Source organism: Sphingomonas sinipercae, assembly GCF_011302055.1.
Classification (GTDB): domain Bacteria; phylum Pseudomonadota; class Alphaproteobacteria; order Sphingomonadales; family Sphingomonadaceae; genus Sphingomicrobium; species Sphingomicrobium sinipercae.
In genome coordinates, this window is record NZ_CP049871.1 from 120,523 (window position 1) to 138,365 (window position 17,843).

At 65.3% G+C, this 17,843-nt stretch carries 16 protein-coding genes; 10 read left to right on the forward strand and 6 right to left on the reverse strand.

Annotation, left to right across the window (positions count from 1 at the left end; all coding sequences use genetic code 11):
* Window positions 1-5: 5 nt before the first annotated feature.
* Together G7078_RS00625 and G7078_RS00630 are read left to right on the forward strand one after the other, a co-directional pair.
* Window positions 6-341, forward strand: coding sequence for a hypothetical protein (locus G7078_RS00625; protein WP_166091946.1), 336 nt, complete (start codon window positions 6-8; stop codon window positions 339-341).
* A gap of 73 nt (window positions 342-414) precedes the next feature.
* Window positions 415-2,067 carry an MFS transporter gene (locus G7078_RS00630; RefSeq protein WP_206367454.1) on the forward strand — a complete coding sequence of 551 codons (1,653 nt, stop codon included), beginning with the start codon at window positions 415-417 and terminating at the stop codon, window positions 2,065-2,067.
* Window position 2,068: 1 nt separating this feature from the next.
* Here the strand turns inward: G7078_RS00630 and G7078_RS00635 are convergent, their stop codons facing one another.
* The 6 genes from G7078_RS00635 to G7078_RS00660 all read right to left on the reverse strand — a co-directional run bounded on the left by G7078_RS00635 (window position 2,069) and on the right by G7078_RS00660 (window position 8,204).
* Window positions 2,069-2,755, reverse strand: a complete 687-nt coding sequence (locus G7078_RS00635; protein WP_166091949.1) for a 6-phosphogluconolactonase — start codon at window positions 2,753-2,755, stop codon at window positions 2,069-2,071.
* A gap of 23 nt (window positions 2,756-2,778) precedes the next feature.
* The gene (locus G7078_RS00640) at window positions 2,779-3,534 is read right to left on the reverse strand and encodes an energy transducer TonB (RefSeq protein ID WP_166091951.1); all 756 of its coding nucleotides are present in this window, start codon (window positions 3,532-3,534) and stop codon (window positions 2,779-2,781) included.
* A complete protein-coding gene (locus G7078_RS00645; protein WP_166091953.1) occupies window positions 3,503-4,846 on the reverse strand; it encodes a capsule biosynthesis protein in 1,344 nt (447 codons plus the stop codon). The genes G7078_RS00640 and G7078_RS00645 overlap by 32 nt, the downstream gene beginning before the upstream one ends.
* Window positions 4,843-6,432 (reverse strand): capsular polysaccharide export protein, LipB/KpsS family, encoded by a 1,590-nt coding sequence (locus G7078_RS00650; RefSeq protein ID WP_166091955.1) that lies wholly within the window; start codon window positions 6,430-6,432, stop codon window positions 4,843-4,845. The genes G7078_RS00645 and G7078_RS00650 overlap by 4 nt, the downstream gene beginning before the upstream one ends.
* Before the next feature lie 61 nt (window positions 6,433-6,493).
* Window positions 6,494-7,282 (reverse strand): type I phosphomannose isomerase catalytic subunit, encoded by a 789-nt coding sequence (locus G7078_RS00655; RefSeq protein ID WP_166091957.1) that lies wholly within the window; start codon window positions 7,280-7,282, stop codon window positions 6,494-6,496.
* Between the two features lie 130 nt (window positions 7,283-7,412).
* On the reverse strand, window positions 7,413-8,204 hold the full coding sequence (locus tag G7078_RS00660; protein WP_166091959.1) for an outer membrane protein: 792 nt from the start codon (window positions 8,202-8,204) through the stop codon (window positions 7,413-7,415).
* Window positions 8,205-8,756: 552 nt separating this feature from the next.
* Here G7078_RS00660 and G7078_RS00665 point away from each other — a divergent pair.
* From G7078_RS00665 to G7078_RS00700, 8 genes are all read left to right on the forward strand, one after another.
* Window positions 8,757-9,902: a mannose-1-phosphate guanylyltransferase gene (locus G7078_RS00665; RefSeq protein WP_166091962.1), complete on the forward strand. Its 1,146-nt coding sequence runs from the start codon at window positions 8,757-8,759 to the stop codon at window positions 9,900-9,902.
* A gap of 162 nt (window positions 9,903-10,064) precedes the next feature.
* Window positions 10,065-11,174, forward strand: a complete 1,110-nt coding sequence (locus G7078_RS00670; RefSeq protein ID WP_166091965.1) for a KpsE/RkpR family capsule polysaccharide export protein — start codon at window positions 10,065-10,067, stop codon at window positions 11,172-11,174.
* A 40-nt stretch (window positions 11,175-11,214) separates the two neighbouring features.
* Window positions 11,215-11,904: an ABC transporter ATP-binding protein gene (locus G7078_RS00675; RefSeq protein ID WP_246166394.1), complete on the forward strand. Its 690-nt coding sequence runs from the start codon at window positions 11,215-11,217 to the stop codon at window positions 11,902-11,904.
* Window positions 11,901-13,226, forward strand: coding sequence for a glycosyltransferase family 4 protein (locus G7078_RS00680; RefSeq protein ID WP_166091967.1), 1,326 nt, complete (start codon window positions 11,901-11,903; stop codon window positions 13,224-13,226). The genes G7078_RS00675 and G7078_RS00680 overlap by 4 nt, the downstream gene beginning before the upstream one ends.
* Window positions 13,223-13,864, forward strand: a complete 642-nt coding sequence (locus tag G7078_RS00685; RefSeq protein WP_166091969.1) for a DUF4214 domain-containing protein — start codon at window positions 13,223-13,225, stop codon at window positions 13,862-13,864. The genes G7078_RS00680 and G7078_RS00685 overlap by 4 nt, the downstream gene beginning before the upstream one ends.
* A 37-nt stretch (window positions 13,865-13,901) precedes the next feature.
* Entirely contained in the window at window positions 13,902-15,779 is a 1,878-nt protein-coding gene (locus G7078_RS00690; RefSeq protein WP_166091971.1) for a glycosyltransferase family 4 protein, read from the forward strand.
* The gene (locus G7078_RS00695) at window positions 15,772-17,172 is read left to right on the forward strand and encodes a glycosyltransferase (RefSeq protein WP_166091973.1); all 1,401 of its coding nucleotides are present in this window, start codon (window positions 15,772-15,774) and stop codon (window positions 17,170-17,172) included. The genes G7078_RS00690 and G7078_RS00695 overlap by 8 nt, the downstream gene beginning before the upstream one ends.
* A 13-nt stretch (window positions 17,173-17,185) precedes the next feature.
* Window positions 17,186-17,842, forward strand: coding sequence for an FkbM family methyltransferase (locus G7078_RS00700; protein WP_166091975.1), 657 nt, complete (start codon window positions 17,186-17,188; stop codon window positions 17,840-17,842).
* The last annotated feature ends 1 nt before the right edge of the window (window position 17,843 follow it).

Here is a 17,843-nt window from a genome sequence, read left to right on the forward strand (position 1 = left end):
TCGGAATGCAGCGGAAACTTTCGATTCTTGCGCTCCTGGCCTTCGCCCCGGCGCTTGGCGGTTGCGCCGTGCAGGCGGCGCTCGCGGCGGCGCAACTGGCCCAATATGCGCAGCCTGCCGAAGGCCCGAGCAACGCGCAGTTCAAGCCGGTGGCGACGCAGGCCTGTACGCAGCAGGCGGCGCAATATGGGGCCGTCCACGTCATCGATGTCGAGCAGCGCCGCGCCGACCGGATCATCGTCTGGGGCTCGGTCACCGACGCCAGGCAGCACCGCCGCACCTTCGAATGCCACTTCACGACCAAGCTGGTGAAATTCAAAATCCGCAAGATTGGCGGATAAGCGATCAGCCGCCGGCGGGCTTGTTGCCGCGCACGGAGCCGCTATCCCTCTCCGTCAACAGGGGGAATGTTAGATGGCGACTGCCGTAGCGGGTGAAGAACGCAAATCCTGGTCGATGGCGCGGGTCATCACCGCTTCGTCGGCGGGGACCGCGTTCGAGTGGTACGACTTTTTCATCTTCGGCAGCCTGGCGCCGGTCATTTCGAAAGTGTTCTTCGCCGGGCTCGACCCGACGCCGGCGCTGATCGCGGCGCTCGGCCTGTTCGCCGCCGGCTTCGCCTTCCGGCCATTGGGTGCGCTCATCTTCGGAGTCGTCGGCGACCGACTCGGGCGCAAGGGCGCGTTCCTGGTCACCGTCAGCCTGATGGGCGGCGCCACCTTCCTCATCGGCCTGCTGCCGACCTATGCCAGCGTTGGCCTGCTCGCGCCGGCGCTGCTGATCTTCCTTCGCATCCTGCAGGGGATTGCGCTTGGCGGCGAGTATGGCGGCGCCGCAATCTACGTTGCCGAGCATGCGCCCGATGACCGCCGCGGCTTTTCGACCGGCTGGATCCAGTCGTCCGCCTCGTTCGGGCTGCTTGCCGCGCTGCTGGTGATCCTGGCGACGCGCACCGCGCTTGGCGAGGATGCGTTCAACGCCTGGGGCTGGCGCATCCCGTTCCTCATCTCGGCGATCCTGCTGGCGATTTCGGTCTGGATGCGCGTCAAGCTGGCGGAAAGCCCGGCGTTCGCGCAGCTGGTCGCGGACGACAACGTCTGCAAGGCGCCGCTGCGCGAAGCCTTTGGCAACCGCGACAATCTCAAGCGCGTGCTGGTCGCCTTCTTCGGCATCATGTGTGCGCAGGGCGCTGTCTGGTACTTCACCTTTTTCTACCTGCAGGTGTTCCTCGAACGCTCGCTCGGCCTGCCGGGGTCGACCAAGGACCTGCTGCTGATCGTCATGACCCTGGCCAGCGCGCCGCTTTACGTCTTCTTCGGCTGGCTGTCCGACCGCATCGGGCGCAAGCCGGTGATGGTCGGCGGGATGCTCCTCGCGCTCGTCCTTTATTTCCCGGCATCGCACTGGATTGCCCAGGCGGTGAACCCCGCGCTGGTGGCGGCGCAGCGGTCGACACCGGTGGTCGTCGAGACCGACCAGTCCCGCTGTTCCGTCCAGTTCGACCCGGTCGGAACCGCCAAGTTCGCCAGCGCCTGCGACCTCTCCAAGAGCGCGCTGGTGACCAAGGGCGTGTCCTACACCACCCGCGCCTCGAGCGACGGGCAGACGCGCGTGCTGGTCGGTCGCACTGCGGTGCCCATCGCTGGCGGCGAGGCGGCCGGGACCGACCTCAAGGCGCTGAAGGCGTCGACCGGCGAGGCCATCGGCGGCGCGCTTGCGGCCGCCGGCTATCCCAAGTCAGCCGACCCAGGGGCGGCGAACATGCCGGTCCTGGTTGCGATCCTGTTGCTGTTCGTCGTCGCCGCGACGGCGGTCTACGGCCCGCAGGCCGCCGCGCTGGTCGAGATGTTCCCGACGCGGGTGCGCTACACGGCAATGTCGCTGCCCTATCACGTCGGCACCGGCTGGGTGGGCGGCTTCCTGCCGGTGACCAGCTTCGCGCTCGTCGCCATTACCGGCAACATTTACGAGGGGCTTTGGTACTCGGTCGTGTTCACCGGGATCTCGCTGATCGTGTCGCTGCTGTTCCTCAAGGAAACGCGGGGCAAGCCGCTCGACACGGTCTGACTTACGCGACCCAGTGAATGTCGATCGGCTGCTCGGCCTCGGCCAGCACCCGGCCGATCGGAAGCTTCGAGCTCTGCCCGTCCGCGATGGCGCCTTCCAGCACTTCGCGGGCTTCCTTCCCCTGCACGGTGATGAGGACGGTGCGCGCCGCCAGGATCGAAGCGCGGGTCAAGGTCACCCGCGGCTCGCCGCTTTCCGGCATCACGCCGACCGCGCGCCGGGCCTTCGGCGCGTCGAGCGCGTCCTGAAGGTCGGCGCCGCTGGCGATTCCCGCCGCATTGCCATCCACGCCGACCGACAGCCAGACCAGGTCGGGCGGCCAGGGCAGTTCCTGAAGCCGGGCGTCGGCGGCATTGCCGGCGGCCTTGTGGTCGGGGATTGCGGTGACGATCGGCACGACCCGAGCGCCGACGGGAAGGAACGCCTTGGCCAGCGCCCGCGCCTTGCTTCGCTCATCCTCGACCCCGACGATGAAGTCGTCGGCCGGGACGATGGCGGCCTGCTTCCACTTCAGCTTGGCGGCGGCGAGCGTCGGGAAAACCTGCTGCGACAACCCATCGACCGGGAGCGCGACCAGTGCCGCCGCGCGGGCGTCAAGCGCGCTGTCGATGATGAAACCGACGTCGCCGCCGACCGCCTCGGCCAGCTCGTCGACCGAATCATAGTCCCACCATTCCGCTTCGATCATCGGTCAGCTTCCCGCTTCTTCAGTTATTGGGGTGGCCTCTGGACGTATCCGGCCCATCCGGCAACCGGCCGGCCCGACCTGTCGAGTGCCGGACGGTAGCGGAAGCGCGCCTTCACCGTCGCGCAAACCTGGCTGTCGATCGCGGAATTTCCAGTGCCACGGTCGACGAGGCACTGCAGCACGCCGCCCTGCGCATCGACGCGCAGCCGCATGAAGATGGGCACGCCTCGCGGCCAGCTGTCGAGCAATTGCGGCGGGAAATTGCGTTGGGTTAGGGTCGGCGTTGCGAGGCGCGGCGGCTGCACCGGAAGGCCACCGGAACCACCACCGCCCGGCCCGCTTCCGCCAGCACCGCTGCCTGTCCCGTTGCCGAAACCGCCGGCGCCCGTTCCCGGACCGCGCACGTCGGAAGCGCCCTGCGTCGGCGCACTGCCCTGCCGCGGCGTTTCCGACGTTGCGATCTTGGGCGGCACCGGGATTTCGATCCTTGGCTTGGGCGCGACCACCGGCGTCGCCTGGCTCTTGATGTTCTTCGGCGACGACCGGCCCTCCTTCTCCTTGGGCTTGGGCGCCTGCTGCTGCTTTGGCGGCGGCGGTGGGGGAGGGGGCGGAGGGGGCGGCACCTCGGTAATGTCGAAAACGCTGAGCGCGCTTTGCGGGTCGGTGAGGTCGATCCGGCCCGACAAGTGCATCAGCATGAAGAACAGCCCTGCATGGACCGCCGCGACAGCGGCGATCGCTCCGCCTTTATCGCGGGTCGGCAGGGTGTTTCGGTACATCGTGTCGGTCAACGCCGTTGCGACGGGACGGTTTCGGATCGCCAACGTTCGCGCCGCGAAAGCGCGCTTCGGCAGGCACGGGAAGCGCTTGCGCCTCGCTCGACGCTCCAGCGCCGATGTCCAGCCGCTCCAGCATCGATTCGATCAGCACCTGGACGGCGGATTCGCTGGCCAGGCCTCCGCGTACCAGGCAGCGGTCGACCAGCACGCGGCGGAAGGCTTCATAGACTCCCGGCTCCGGCGGGGTGGGCTTGGCCCAGAAGCTGTCGATATGCCCCTGGTGCGTGATCCCGGGCATGTCGTAGATCGCCTCGCCGACCGTGCACACCGGAGTCGCATGGGCCAGCGCCAGGGTTGCCGAGGTGCTGTTGACGCACACCAGCCCGCGGGCGATTTCGGCAATGTCCTCCAGGTCGCCGCCGTGGATCAGGTGCAGCCGGTTCTGCAGGCCGAGCCGCCGCGCAAGCCGGGCGACGAAGCGGTCCCAGCTGAAGAAGCTGGAATCCAGCGGGTGGGTCTTAAGCAGCAAGTGCACATCGCCCGGCGCATTGGCGGCAAAGCTTTCAATGACGTAGGTGGCCGCGCTCTGCATGTCCGGGAACAGCGAGTGCGTGCGGATCTGATAATCGGTCGACAATTGCAGCGGGAAGACGAACAGGGGCTTGCCCTCGACCCGGCCAAGCACCCGCGCCGTCGCCGCGGCCCGGCGGCCCTCGTTGACGAACTTCCACAGCCACCCGAGCCCTTCGACGATGATCGAATTGGGGCGGTGCGAACGATAATGCGGGAAGGTGCGCAGCAGGCGGCCGGTGACCACGCTGTGATAATGCCAATAGCTGTCGCGGGCGCGGCGCTTGAAGCTGGCGGTGATCGGCGGCAGCTCCGGCTCGCGCGGCAACGTCTTGGCTTCCTTGACGAACCAAGCCTTGCTTCGCGGCAAGGTGGAACCCGCGTTGACGGCCTCCGGCTCCAGGGTCATCCAGTCGGGACGCAAATATCCTTCTTCGAGCACATGGGTGCGCACCCCGCGGATCTGCGCAATCCCGAGCGCGGACACGTGATAGGGGCGACAGTCGCCGAACACGATCAGGTCGGTAATGTCGTGCTTGCGCAAGTAGCGGTCGAAAAAGGCGGGCCATTGCGAAAAGCGGGCGCGGAAATTGACGGTCGCGTCCGGCCAGTCGCGATGGTCGCCGCCACAGATGTTGATCCGGTGGACGCCGACTCCGCGGTCGGCCATCGCCTGCCCCAGGCGGCGGAAGAGCGGGCCCGGCGGGCCTTGCAGGAACAGGAAGGTTCGGGTCTCGCTCATCGCCAAAATCGCAGTGCCGACGCCAGTCGCCGGGTTCGGCCCTGGACCCGGCGGAGCCCGACCAGCAGGCCGTCCGTCGTCCCGCTCCTACCCTCCGCCAGTCGGCGGACAAGGATTTCCGGGGGGCACGGCAGGCCGGTGACCGGGTCCAGGTAACGGGGGTATCGAAGCAAGGCGGCGGCAACAAGCTCGTCCAGCGTGCGTGTCGCCTTGCGCCGGTCCGGCACCGCGCCGAGGTCACGGGTCAGGCCCCACCCGGCATAGAAAGGCACGCCGTAAGTCGTCACGGGCTTGCCGCGAAGAAGCGCTTCGAACCCGGCCAGCGAGGTGTTGACGTGGACTTCGTCGGCAAGCGTGATCGCCGCCGTTATCGGAGGGTCGCGGATGATTTCGTCCGCAAGCGCCAACGCGGCCTGGTCGGCGATCGCACCGGACCGGTGGCCCGCCTCCACGTCGGGATGCGGCTTGTAGATGACATGCGCGTCGGGCCGCTGCTCCCGGACCCGGCGCAGCAGTTCCAGGTTGGTCCGCACCGCGCCCCCGCCCGAAAGCACCGATCGGTCGTCTTCCACCTGGCCGGGGACGAGCACATGCGGTTTCGCATTGCGGCGGCGAAGGGTCGCGCCACCGACGGCATATTTCGAAATTCCCTGGTCGACGATCAGTTCGCGCAGCCTTGCCGCGCGGGCCAGCGTGGCGGCGTCGAAATCCCCTTCGGCCAGCAGGCGTTCGAGCGCGCTCGGCCGCGACGGGTCGAAATAGATTCCCAATTCGTCGAGCACGATCGACAGCGGCGGGATGCAATCGGCGCCCAACCCCGCCGAACGGATGAAGCCATCCTCCACCTCGACCAGGTCGATATCCGCAGCCTCCAGCGCGGCGAGGACGGCGGGCGCCGTGCGCGCGCGCCAGACCGCGATCTTCCGACCGGTTGCCCGGGCGGCGTCGCTTGCGAAGACGACCGGCCGTCCGCCCCACAGCAACGGCGCCGCCGTCGGCTGCTTCCAGCGCCCGAAGCCGACCGCCGCGTCGATCGACCGGTTGGCGTCGATCAGTGCGCGCCAGAAGCCGCACAAGGCAATTGCCGCGGCGGCGCTGGTCGCTTCGCCCGTGAACGGGTCAGCATATTGGATCCGCCCGACCTGCTCGGCCAGGATCTGGTGCAGCGCGTCGTCGTCGCCGGCCGACAGCGCGGCCAGCGGCCCAGCCGGGCAACGGACCGGGACGCCGCTGAGCGCGGCGACGACCAACAGGGCTTGGTCGCCGTCGCCGGAAACCTCGCTGGCGCCGCTGACCAGGTGCCAGGGATCGCAGGGGCCGGTGATGCGCACCGCGTCGCCGTTGGCAGGATGGATTTCAAAGCGATCGGCGGCCGTCGCGATCAGCCGGTAAGGCGCTGGCGGAAGCGCCGGCTGGGCGCCCCAATAGGTGCCTCCGACCCGGGCGTCCTTGAGCAGTGCGGCCAGGTCTTCGCCGCTATCGCCCGCCGCTCCCCCTGGAATCGCCGCGCCGCGGACGAGCGCGGGCGGCCGCGCGCCGGGAAAGGGCGGGATTCGAAGCAATGGGGGGGTCAGGGGTTGCGCCATAGTCATCCGCTGCCCGTCACGTTGATGGAAAGCGCCCGGATAGCAAGCCGGCCTTGGTGGTTCAGGCTTCTGCCCCGATCAGCAGCTGCGCATCGTCTGCCTCGATCCGCGCGCCTGGCGCCGCGAGCAGGCATTCGCCGGCTTTGGCGATGACGTCGCCGCAGCGCACGGCCCCGTTCAGCGGCAGGATCCAGCGCCGCCGGTCGGCCAATGTGTCTCCAGGTCCGACGGCAACGGTGAACGCCGGGCCGTCGGCAAGCACGTCGGTATGCCCGCCCCGCGCTTGCCGGACGGGCTCGGCGAACGGCTCGAGCGAGGCGACGGCCAGCGCTTGGTCGAGGTGCAGGTCGCGTGGTCGACCGTAATCATAAAGCCGGTAGGTAAGGTCGGAATTCTGCTGGAACTCCAGCAAGGCGATGCCGGCGCCGATCGCATGGACGGTTCCCGGCGCGACGACAATGAAGTCGCCTTTGCGGACCGGCCGGAAATCCAGCAGTTGCTCGACCGACCCTTCGGCGACCGCTTCCCGCACTTGCTCGGCCGACACGCGCCGCTTGAACCCAAGGCCGATGGCGGCGCCCGGTTCGGCATCGATGATGTACCAGCATTCCGCCTTGCCGCGCTCGCCGCCCTGTTGGCGGGCCTGCGCGTCGTTGGGGTGGACCTGCACCGACAGCGCTTCGCTGGTGAACAGATATTTGGCGAGCAGCGGCAAGTCCTTGCCGCCGGTGAACCAGACTTCGCCGACGCGCTCGCCGGCCGCCGCCGCGTCCCGCCCGAACATCGGCGGCAGTTGCGTTCGTCCCCACGGCTTCTCGACATAACGCCGGTCGAGCTTGCTGCACTCCATCCAATCACCCTTGCCGCCTGTCCTGCGACTTCTCAACCTGCGCCTTGGCCCGATCGCCACGCGCCACCCGCGAGGCACAAAAAAAGAGGGCGGACCGAAGCCCGCCCTCTCTCCATTCCAAGCGATGGCGTTAGCCGCGCTCGGGAGCCGGGGCCGGCGGCGGCGGCGGCGGCGGCGGAGCCGGACAAATGTCCGTCGCCATGATCACCGAGCCGTCGGGGCAGGTCTGCGTCGCCGGGGCGGGCGGCGGGGCCACCACGACCGGAGCCGGGGCAATCACCACCGGCGCTTCAGCGCGGGCGCCACCGAACAGGAAGCCGAGGCCAACGAGGCCGGTCACCGTGTGGGTGCCGCCCGAAATGTTGCCCTTGTCCTTATAGTCCGAATAGCGGCCTTCGACCTTCGCGTAGATGTTTTCGCCGAGCATCTGCTCGACGCCCGCACCATACTGCCAGCCGCTGACCTTGTAGTTTTCATAATACGCGCCCGGCAATGCCGAGTTCAGCACGGTCGTGCCCGGGTTGAACGGGGTGAACCGCTTGCGCTGCTCGTTGCGGACGTAGCCGAGCTTGCCGTAAACCAGGGTCGACGGCGTCGCCATCACACCGGCACGGGCAGCAATACCCAGCTCTTCAAACGTCTTGTGCTCGGCAAGGCCAGGACCGTCGATGGTCTTGTTCTCGGCCGGAGCCCACCAGAACGTGCCTTCGGCACCGAGGACGAAACCGCCCAGGTCGAAGTCCACGCCGGCAGCGGCGCCATAGCCGATGTGACCGTCCTTGTTCCCTTCCGAGTGGAACTGGCTGTAGCCAACCTGAGCTTCCGCGCGAATGCCGCGAAGGCCCTGAGCATTTGCCTGGGTGGCGGTCAGTCCGGCGATGAGTGCCAGCGCCGAGGCGGCGGCTGTGAATGTACGCTTCATTTGTACCCCTTTCTACTAACTAGCAGAATTGTTTGATGATTTGTTTGTCGGTAAGACTCTATCCTTGGACTTTCGGAAGTTCCTCCTACCCCTAAATAACAGTCGATGGGCCGTTTCGGAAGTGCAACCGAACCAATTAAGCCGTCCGCGCAGCCTTGCTAGACCGCTTTGACAGCCTTCACGACGCAGAGAGAGCGAGAGAGTTCCCGCGGCTGCGTCGATTTGGAACGCAACTGTTGCATCAAAGCAACTCACAGTCACGAGACGGTTCCCGTTCAATTTCCGTTAATCGCTCACTAGTCCCCACAAGCAATAGCATCAGCTTGCGGAAAGAATGCGTGAGAAGTGTCCAGTCTGGACAAGTATATTTACTCTGGCAGTCACGCTGTCACCGCATTTGGACTATAGCGGCGGACGGCGGAGGTTCCTTCGCCATTGCGAATCCTTGCTTGAACCAATGACTTGGTGCGGAGTATCAGGCGGGCAGATTTGCGTTCAGGTAGGGGCTACTAAGAGGGGCCACCGCCAACGATCGGGAAAACGGGTAAAGCCATGGATTTCAACGCACGTTCGGAAGGCGAAGCGGGGGCACTCGCGGAGCTAACGCACCCTGCGGAGCGAAGCGAAACGCCGCAGCGGACCCGGCTTGACGTGGTCCCAGTCGTCCTAAGCGGCGGCGGCGGCAGCCGCTTGTGGCCGTTTTCGACCAGCGAGACCCCGAAGCAATTCCTGCCGCTGGTGAACAGCAAGAGCCTGTTCAGCGAGGCGCTGAACCGGGTGCGCGGCCGCGCCGGATTTCGAGCCCCGATCGTAGTCGGCAGCGAACGGCACGCCGATCTGTGTGAGGCGGAAGTATTGAAGGACGGCGAAAACACCCGCCTGATCCTGGAGCCGTGTGCACGCAATACCGCGCCGGCAATCGTCATGGCCGCGGCGGTCGCCGGGCAGATGTACGGCGACGATGCACTGTTGCTGGTGATGCCGAGCGACCATGTCATCGAGGATGTCGAGGAATTTCACGAAGCCATTCGCACCGGCGAGGCGGCAGCGCGGGACGGCCGCCTGGTCACGTTCGGGATTCGCCCGACGACTCCAGACACCGGCTACGGCTATCTTCACCTGGGTGACGATTTGCCGGGCGCGACGGGCGTCAAACAGGTGCGTCAGTTCGTGGAGAAGCCGCGCCTCGAGCGGGCTGAACAGATGTTCGCCGACGGCGAGCATTTGTGGAACGCCGGAATCTTCCTGTTTCGCGTCGGCACGTTGCTTGAGGAAGCGAGCAAGGTCGCGCCGGATATCGCCGAAAAAGCGCAGCAGGCAATCAATGCCGGCAAGCGCGACGGAATCCGGATCACGCCGGATGCGCATCTGCTGTCGCTGTGCCCGAGTGAATCGATCGACATTGCGGTGATGGAGCGATCGTCGCGCATTGCTGCCGTGCCGATGTCCCCAGGGTGGTCCGATCTCGGCAGTTGGGACGCGCTTGCCGCAATGCTTGGCAACGGGGGGCCGGTCGGGCCCATCACCGCCATCGATTGCGAGAGCTGCTACATCCGAAGCGATGGCGTGCAGGTGGCCGCGCTGGGCGTTCGCGACCTGATCATCGTTGCTGCCGGTGGGCGCTTGCTAGTTATGCCTCGGGGCCGCTCGCAAGAAGTCAAGAAGCTGCTGTCGGCGATGGAGGCGATGGCCGCCTAGGCTTTCGGTGCGGCTTTCGGGCGGGTCCGGCGAGGCGCTGCAGGACCTTGTTCAAGTCCAGTGCAGGCCGGCTCGGCAATTTGCAAAATTTTGAAGATGTGCGCAGGAGCAGCGGCGTCTGCTGGCAGGGCACTCTGCGCGATCCGAGGTAAACAATAACTGATGGTACGTTGGTTGGTTGAACGGCGAAGGCGTTTGTCGCCATTGTTCCTGTTGACGGTGGCGTTGCCGACGCTGGCGTCGATCATCTATTTCGGCTTCTTCGCGTCCAACGTCTACGTGTCCGAATCCAGCTTCGTCGTCCGTAGCCCGGACAAGCCGTCGACTGGCGGGTTCGGCGTGCTTCTGAAAACCGCCGGCTTCAGCAACGCCAATGACGAGGTTTTCGCGGCACAGGACTTCTTGAAGTCGCGCGACGCATTGCGCGCCATCAACACCAACGATGAATTTCGCAAATCCTACAGTGCGCAAGCGATCTCGATATTCGACCGTTTCAATCCACTTGGCTTCAGCGGATCCTTTGAAGACCTGTACGATTACTTCCGCGGCAAGGTCGATGTGAAGTACGACAGTTCCAATTCCATCGCCAAACTCACCGTCCGTGCGTTCAACCCGCGCGATTCCTACCATTTCAACGAGCGGTTGCTGCAAATTGCGGAGCAGACGGTCAATCGGCTGAACCAGCGCGGCCGGAGCGACCTGATCGAGTCTGCTCAACGCGAGGTCACGCAGGCCAAGGCCGAATCCCGCGACGCCGCGGCGCGCCTTGCATCGTTCCGCAATCGGTCCGGGATCGTCGATCCTGAGCGTCAGGCCGAGGTACAGTTGCAGATGGTGTCGAAGCTCCAGGACGAGCTGATCGCCAGCCGGACGCAACTGGCCGAGTTGCGCCGCTACGCCCCGGCCAACCCGCAAGTGGAATCGCTGGAGACCCGGATCGCCAGCCTGCAGCGCCAAGTCGGCCTGGAGCAGGGCAAGGTCACCGGCAGCCAGCGGTCCCTTGCCGGCGCAACGGCACAATATCAGCGTCTGTCGCTGGAAAGCCAGTTCGCGGACAAGCAGCTTGCAGGAGCGATGAGCTCCCTGTTGGAAGCGCAGAACGAGGCGCGCCGCAAGCAGGCCTATGTGGAACGGATTTCCCGCCCGAACCTTCCTGACGAGCCAGTTGAACCGCGCCGACTTCGTGGCATCCTGGCCACGTTCATCCTCGGCCTCGTGGCCTGGGGCATTCTGTCGATGCTGCTGGCGGGAGTGAGGGAGCACCAGGATTAGCGTAATCACGCCAATTTCCGCCGCGACCGACCAGGGCGACGTGCCGGATGCTGGCCTGCCGCCGGCGCCGGAAGGGTTCGTCCGGCTTGTCGACGTCAGCAAGTCCTACGACACCCGCAAGGGCCGCGTTTCCATTTTCAGGGATGTGAACCTGGAAGTGCGGCGCGGCGAAAAGGTCGGGATCCTGGGCCGCAACGGCGCCGGCAAGTCGACCATGATCCGACTGATCAGCGGCGCCGAGCGGCCCACTACTGGCAAGGTCGAACGCACGATGAGCGTTTCCTGGCCGCTTGCGTTTGGCGGCGCCTTCCAGAGCAGCCTGACCGGCCTCGACAATCTCCGCTTCATCGCCCGGGTCTATGGGACGACGCCTGAAGACAAGATCGATTTCGTCGAGGAGTTCTCGGAGCTCGGCACCTATTTTCGGGAGCCTGTGCGCCATTATTCCGCCGGCATGCGGGCGCGGCTTGCCTTCGCCATTTCGATGGTCGTCGAATTCGATTGTTTCCTGATCGACGAGATCGTTGCCGTCGGCGATGCGCGGTTCACCGAAAAGTGCCGTCGGGAGCTGTTCGAGAAGCGCGGCGACCGGACGATGATCATCGTGTCCCACGATCGCGGCTTCATCCGCGACTTTTGCGAACATGCCGCGGTCCTCGCCCATGGCGAGCTGAAGCATTTCGAAAACGTCGGCGACGCTTACGATTATTACGGCGAGCAAATGCAGTGAGCATTGTTGCCGAGACGGACCCGACCGAAACGGCCAGGCCGAGCAACGATCACGTGCGTGAGCTTTTGATCGATATATCCAACATCGCCCGTGGCGACGCGAGAACCGGGATCCAGCGAGTCGTGCGGGCAACCGTCCTGGCGATCCAGGGACTGGCGATCGACGGCATTTCGGTCAGGCTGGTGGCCGCCAACCGGACGACGCCCTATCGCTACCTGCCAAGCGACTGGCTCAATCGAAGCGGGGCCGGGCGGTCACTGAAGCTGGACGAGCGCGAGGCGGTCGAGCCGGGCGAAGGCGACATCTTCCTTGGCTTGGATTTTACGTCGTCGATCCTGCCGCATCATGAACGGCAAATCGCCCGGTGGCGCGAGCATGGCGTTTCGGTGAACCTGGTGTTGTACGACATGTTGCCGATGACCCACGGCCAGTGGTTCACCCACCGCATCCGCCGCAATTTCCGCCGCTGGGCAAAGCTTGCTGAGCGCCGCGCCGACCGAGTGATCGCTATCTCGCGATCGGTTGCCGACGAGTTCGATTCGTGGCAGCGCCGGCTGCGTATCCGCAAGGGCCGCAAGGTGCCCGCGGTAACGATGCAGCTGGGCTGCGACATCGCCGCATCGCTGCCGAGCCGGGGGCTCCCCAGTAACGCAACCGAACTGCTTGACTGGATGGCGCGGCGCCCGACGGTGCTGATGGTCGGCACGGTCGAGCCGCGCAAAGGGCATGGCCAGGCAATCGCGGCTTTCCAGCATATCTGGGCGAACGACCCGAATGCCCCGCAACTGCTGGTCATCGGTCGCCCGGGTTGGCAGACCAGCGCATTGCAGCGCGCCATGCGGCAGCTCGGCCGCGATGAAGCGCGATTCCGCTGGGTGGACGGCGCCAGCGACGAATTCCTGCAAGGTTTGTACGAAGCTTCAGCCGGGCTTCTGGTCGCCAGCGAAGGCGAGGGCTTTGGGTTGCCGATCGTCGAAGCTCTGGCGCACGGCCGCCCGGTGCTGGCCCGCGAGCTTCCGGTATTTCGCGAACTTGCGCGGCCCGGCGTTTCCTTTTTCGATGCAGCGACGCCGCGGGATTTGGGGCAAGCCATCTCGGCCTGGCTAGTCGCCCAGCAAGCCAGCGAGTTTCGAGTGGTGCCGGGTCCCTTGCCGACGTGGCATGAGGCGGCGGTGGGGTTGGTCGAATTGATCGTCCCCGGCTGTCTCGCCCAGCGCGCGCCCTTGACCGCGATCCCGGTGCCTTTGAAAACAGTTGCGCCGGCAGCGGTCGGGCGTGGAATTCCCGGAGCCCGGGTTGCAGGCAGGAGTGCGCGAGGATGACCGATCGGGGAGTGCGGCCGCCGCCCGTGCGTAGCGTCGACGAGCTGTGTTCGTTCTGGGACACGGCCTTCATCGAGCGCGCTTACTGGAGCTTGCTGGGACGCGAGCCAGACCCCAACGGCGGGGTCCATTTCCTCAACCAACTCCGTGACGGCGCGCCAAAGTTGGCGATCCTCGACGGTCTTCGCAATTCGGACGAAGGCCGCGCCCGCGAGCACGGGATCGCCGGCCTTGACGAAGCCATCGACCGGTACCGCAAGTCGACCAGGTCGGTTTTCGGCCGGATCAGAAGCTTCCTCGGCGTCGATGGCGGCGACGGTCCCGCGGCCCGTGAACGGCGCGCGATCAGTAACCAACGCGCAGCGGTTTACGCCGAAGATTCCACCCGGCAGCAGGACCAGCAACGTTGGCGTCAGGTCAGCGCACGGCTCGTCGGCCTGGCCGAGCTTGCCGATCGGCAGGGCCAGGTCGAATCGACGCTGGCCGGGGTCGAGACTGCGGCGCAGCAGATGAACCGGCGGCTGATCCGCATCGAAGCAGCGATCAAGCGCCTTGAGGATCGCGCCAACAGGAAGCCGGCGGCGAAGCTGCCCGCGGGCACGGCCGGTGGACGAAAGCCGCCGGCGAGCGGCGCGTGAGCGCGCCCTGCGCTCGGGCGTAACCGCGAGGACCCGCATGGAAACTATCCACGACAGCGACGGGCCCGGCCTTGAGCCGGAAGGACGCGCCGGTCCGGTCGATACGCAGCGGGTCGGCCGTTCCCTCGCCGGGTTGGACGCCGATACCGAGCTTCGTCACCTAGGCGTCTGGATCCAGGGCGTCGACTATCTGGGCACTGCCTATGAGGGGATCTGGCGTGTCATCAAGCGCATGCTGGTGTCCTCGCAGGGATCCGACACCCGCTTTTCCTTCGTGGCGCCCGCGCGCTTCGAGGAAGAGATCGAACACTTCTTTCTCGGCTTGCCGGACCAGGTGCGCGAACGAGTCCAGCTGAAGGGTTTTGGTGGGCGGACTGAGGAGCATTATGAAGACGAAGCGGATCGGCAGGCGGCCTATGCCAACGACCTCGACGTCGATGCGTGGCTGATCCCGAACCCGATGTGGGGCGGGTCGCGGCTGCTGGCCGCGCCGAAGGTCGTGTGGTTTCACGACTTCCTGTTGGCCGACTTTCCGCAAAGCTATCCGCAGGAAATGTTCAACCGGTTCCGCGGGACCGTTCGCGACCTGCGCGAGGCGGGCGCCTTTTTCATTTTCACCTCACCCTATGTCCGCGAGAAACATGGGCGCGAGGCGTGCGGCATCGAACCGCAACAATCGATGCTGATCATCAACCCGCTGATCGACGAGGTCGGCGCACTCGACGGCTTCCCCGACGATCCGCAGGCGGGCGGCAGCTACATCCGCGCAGAACTGGCGCGGACGCTGAAACAATGGTGCTCCCCGGAGCATGCCGAAATCTTCGGCCATCACATCTGTCACTATCCGTTCGAAAGCGTGCCTTACCTCTTCGTGTCCTCGCAGAACCGCGAGCATAAGGGCTTCCTTCGGCTGGCGCAGGCGCACGCAGCGCTGATCCGCGAACATTACGTCCCCTACTCGCTGTTCACCACCGCCCTGGCCGACATGAAGGGCAAGACGCCGCTCGAGCGGTTCCTCAACAAGGAGCTGCTGCTGGGCGACTTCATGAGCGTCGGGAAGGTCAGCGATGTCACGCACGCGCTGCTCTTCAAATTCGCCCGGATGACGGTCCATCCATCGACCTTTGAGGGCAATTTGCCGTTCACCTTCAGCGAATCCGTGGCTGTCGGCACGCCATGCCTGGTGCCGTTCAGCCGCGCCTACGCCGACTTCGTCGATCCCGCGCTGCATCCTTGGGTGTTCTACAACGCCACGCCCACCGGACTGATCACCAAGATCAAGGAAGTGGACGCGAACCATGCCGAGTTCCTAACGGCGCAGCAGCAGGTTCTCCAATCGTTACGGCGCAACACCCCGCAGGATTTCTACCACCGCCTCCGCGAAGCGGTCGGCCGAGCGCGGGACAGCCAGCGCACGTCGCGCCAGGTTGCGAAGGTGGCGCTGCAGGTTCGGATGTGGCTGGATATCGAGCCTAAGACCGACGATGTCGGCGCAGGCGGGGCTCCGGTGATGCACTGGGCCACGTACCTGGCGTCCGACCATCCGCCCGGCACGTCATATCTGATCGCGTCGGCGGAAGGGGACGACGACCAGATCAAGAGCCTGGAGCTGACGGCGGAGATTGGGTCCTGGGACGGCCCCGATTACGTCGTCGGAGACCGCCGCGGGCTGGCGTTCGCCAAGGCGGCCCCGATGCCACGCGACCTGCGTAATGCGCTTGAGCTGACGGGAGCCAGTCCAAGCTTCGCCGCGCTCGGCGAACGCGTCGCCTGGACCTCGCTCAGTTGGAGCGGGGGCGTTTCGCCGGAGCTTCGAATTTCGGGCAAGCTGCTTGCCAATGATTCGCAAGTCAAAGTGCGCCTCGCACTGCTGACCGGTCTCGAAGGGCGGCGGAGGAGCGGTGCTCGTGGCTGACGGAATCTTCGCGCGCGCCAAGCCGAGCGCCGATTTTCGCAATCGGACCGTGATGGTCGTGATGCCGCACGGCTGGAAGGGCGGGTTCTTCAGGGTCGCGGCGGCACTGTGCAACGCGATCAATGCGCTCGACGTCGACGGCATTCGATTTCGCGTCATCCTCGGCGTGCCGGCGGGATATGATTGCACCGAGCGCTACCTGCTCGACCCCGAAGTGGTCGTCGAACAAATCGGCTACGACCTCGTCGACCCCGGCGACCGACGCTACGTCAGCGCCGAAGCGGCGCAGTTCCTTGGCGACCTTCCGCTCGTTACGCCTGCCCGCACGCTTCCCTATGGCGACACCGGGACGATCGGGGAGGTCGACGCCTACATCCTGCTGTCTGCACTGTTCCTTGGCGGCGTGTTCGTCAGCCGCAAGCCCTTCGCCGTCTACATTGCGGACATGATCCAGCGCTACGTGCCGGAGATCTACAGCGATCAGGGCAGCGACTACAGCGTGCCGCCGTGGAAGATGGACCGGCACCAGCGCGCTTCGGTGAAGCTTGCGAATTGCGTTTTTTCAACCACCGAACAGACCCGCAACGATGTGCTTCATTACGGCGGAGTGGCGCCGGACCGTACGATGCTGTTCCCGATGTTCGCGATGGACGTTGCCGAGCAGCAGGAACGCGACGCTGGCCGCGCGAACCGGTCGGCTTTCCAAGTTCGCGACCTGGTGTCGCAATCGCAGGTCACGGTCGAACCGGGGAAATATTTCCTGTGGGTGACCAACGCCGCCGCGCACAAGAATCACGTCAATGCGCTGCGGGCGCTACGCCATTATTACGAGGGGCTGGGCGGCGAATTGACCTGCCTGATGTGCGGCCCGGTGACCGACATGCTGATCCCCAAAAAGCCGGTGATCCAAGTCGGTGACAAGAAGAAGAAAAAAGGAAAAAAGAAAACAAGCGACGTCCTGCCTTACCACCAGCGCGTGTTTAAGGAGGTCGAGAATTGGACGGATTACAACCGTCATATCAAGGTACTCGGCTATACGTCCGACCAGGCCTACCTGTCGCTTCTTCGCGACGCCAAATTCCTTTGGCACAACGTCATCTACGACAACGGCACTTTTTCGATCATCGAGGCGTCCAGCGTCGGCACGCCCGTAGCGTCGAGCGATTACCCCCAAATCCGGTTTATCGATAAGAGCTTCGGAGTCGGCAGCACCTTCTTCGACGCCCACGACCCGGTGGACGCGGCGAACAAGCTTCGCTGGATGGAGCAGAACGCCAAGCCGACCAAGCCGCGCCGAGTTGGCACGATCAACCGCGCCGATTTTGAAACGCACCTGGCGGAACTGATGCGCCGGCTGTTCACCGATGGGGCGGGGGCCGTTGCCGCAGAGTGACGGGAAACAACCGGTGCGCTTTTACGGCCAGTTCGACCCGCCGGTCGACCGCTACCTGTTCGAAACCTTTTTCAGGGGCAGAAGCGAGCCAGGCTTCTTCGTCGAATGCGGAGCCTTCGATGGCGTCTTCGAAAGCAGCTGCCTCTTCTTTGAAGAATCGCTCGATTGGGCCGGGGTCAACATCGAAGCGTCGCCGTTGATCTTTCCCTTGCTCGTCGAGCGCCGGCCAAATGCGATCAATCTCAACCTTGCTCTCTCCGACGCTTGGGGCACGACGATCTTTCGGCACGTGAGCGACGACCTGCACGGGAGCTTTCTCGGCTGGGGGTCGATCGAACATCAGGCTCGCCAAGAGGAAGAAATCGAAAACAGCGCGATGATTGTCACCGAGCATCTGGTGGAGACCCGCCCATGGCGGGACATCGCGGCAATTCAGTCGCGCGACAGGGTCGACCTGCTGGTGCTCGACGTCGAAGGCCATGAGCTTGCCGCCATCGACGGGATGAGCGGCGCTACGGTACTGCCCGACGTGATCTGCGTCGAACATGGACAAGTCGGTCTTCAGTTGCTCAGGGACCGACTGGACGCGTTCGGCTACGATTATGTGTCGAGCCTGCATGTGAACAGCTTCTTCGTCGCGCGGCGCGCAGGGCCGCAACCAGGAATTTGAG

Excerpts from the sequence above, each read along its gene's own strand:
- G7078_RS00625 (WP_166091946.1), top strand. The coding sequence starts at position 6 with ATGCAGCGGAAACTTTCGATTCTTGCGCTCCTGGCCTTCGCCCCGGCG.
- G7078_RS00630 (WP_206367454.1), top strand. The coding sequence starts at position 415 with ATGGCGACTGCCGTAGCGGGTGAAGAACGCAAATCCTGGTCGATGGCG.
- G7078_RS00635 (WP_166091949.1), bottom strand. The coding sequence starts at position 2,755 with ATGATCGAAGCGGAATGGTGGGACTATGATTCGGTCGACGAGCTGGCC.
- G7078_RS00640 (WP_166091951.1), bottom strand. The coding sequence starts at position 3,534 with ATGTACCGAAACACCCTGCCGACCCGCGATAAAGGCGGAGCGATCGCC.
- G7078_RS00645 (WP_166091953.1), bottom strand. The coding sequence starts at position 4,846 with ATGAGCGAGACCCGAACCTTCCTGTTCCTGCAAGGCCCGCCGGGCCCG.
- G7078_RS00650 (WP_166091955.1), bottom strand. The coding sequence starts at position 6,432 with ATGGCGCAACCCCTGACCCCCCCATTGCTTCGAATCCCGCCCTTTCCC.
- G7078_RS00655 (WP_166091957.1), bottom strand. The coding sequence starts at position 7,282 with ATGGAGTGCAGCAAGCTCGACCGGCGTTATGTCGAGAAGCCGTGGGGA.
- G7078_RS00660 (WP_166091959.1), bottom strand. The coding sequence starts at position 8,204 with ATGAAGCGTACATTCACAGCCGCCGCCTCGGCGCTGGCACTCATCGCC.
- G7078_RS00665 (WP_166091962.1), top strand. The coding sequence starts at position 8,757 with ATGGATTTCAACGCACGTTCGGAAGGCGAAGCGGGGGCACTCGCGGAG.
- G7078_RS00670 (WP_166091965.1), top strand. The coding sequence starts at position 10,065 with ATGGTACGTTGGTTGGTTGAACGGCGAAGGCGTTTGTCGCCATTGTTC.
- G7078_RS00685 (WP_166091969.1), top strand. The coding sequence starts at position 13,223 with ATGACCGATCGGGGAGTGCGGCCGCCGCCCGTGCGTAGCGTCGACGAG.
- G7078_RS00690 (WP_166091971.1), top strand. The coding sequence starts at position 13,902 with ATGGAAACTATCCACGACAGCGACGGGCCCGGCCTTGAGCCGGAAGGA.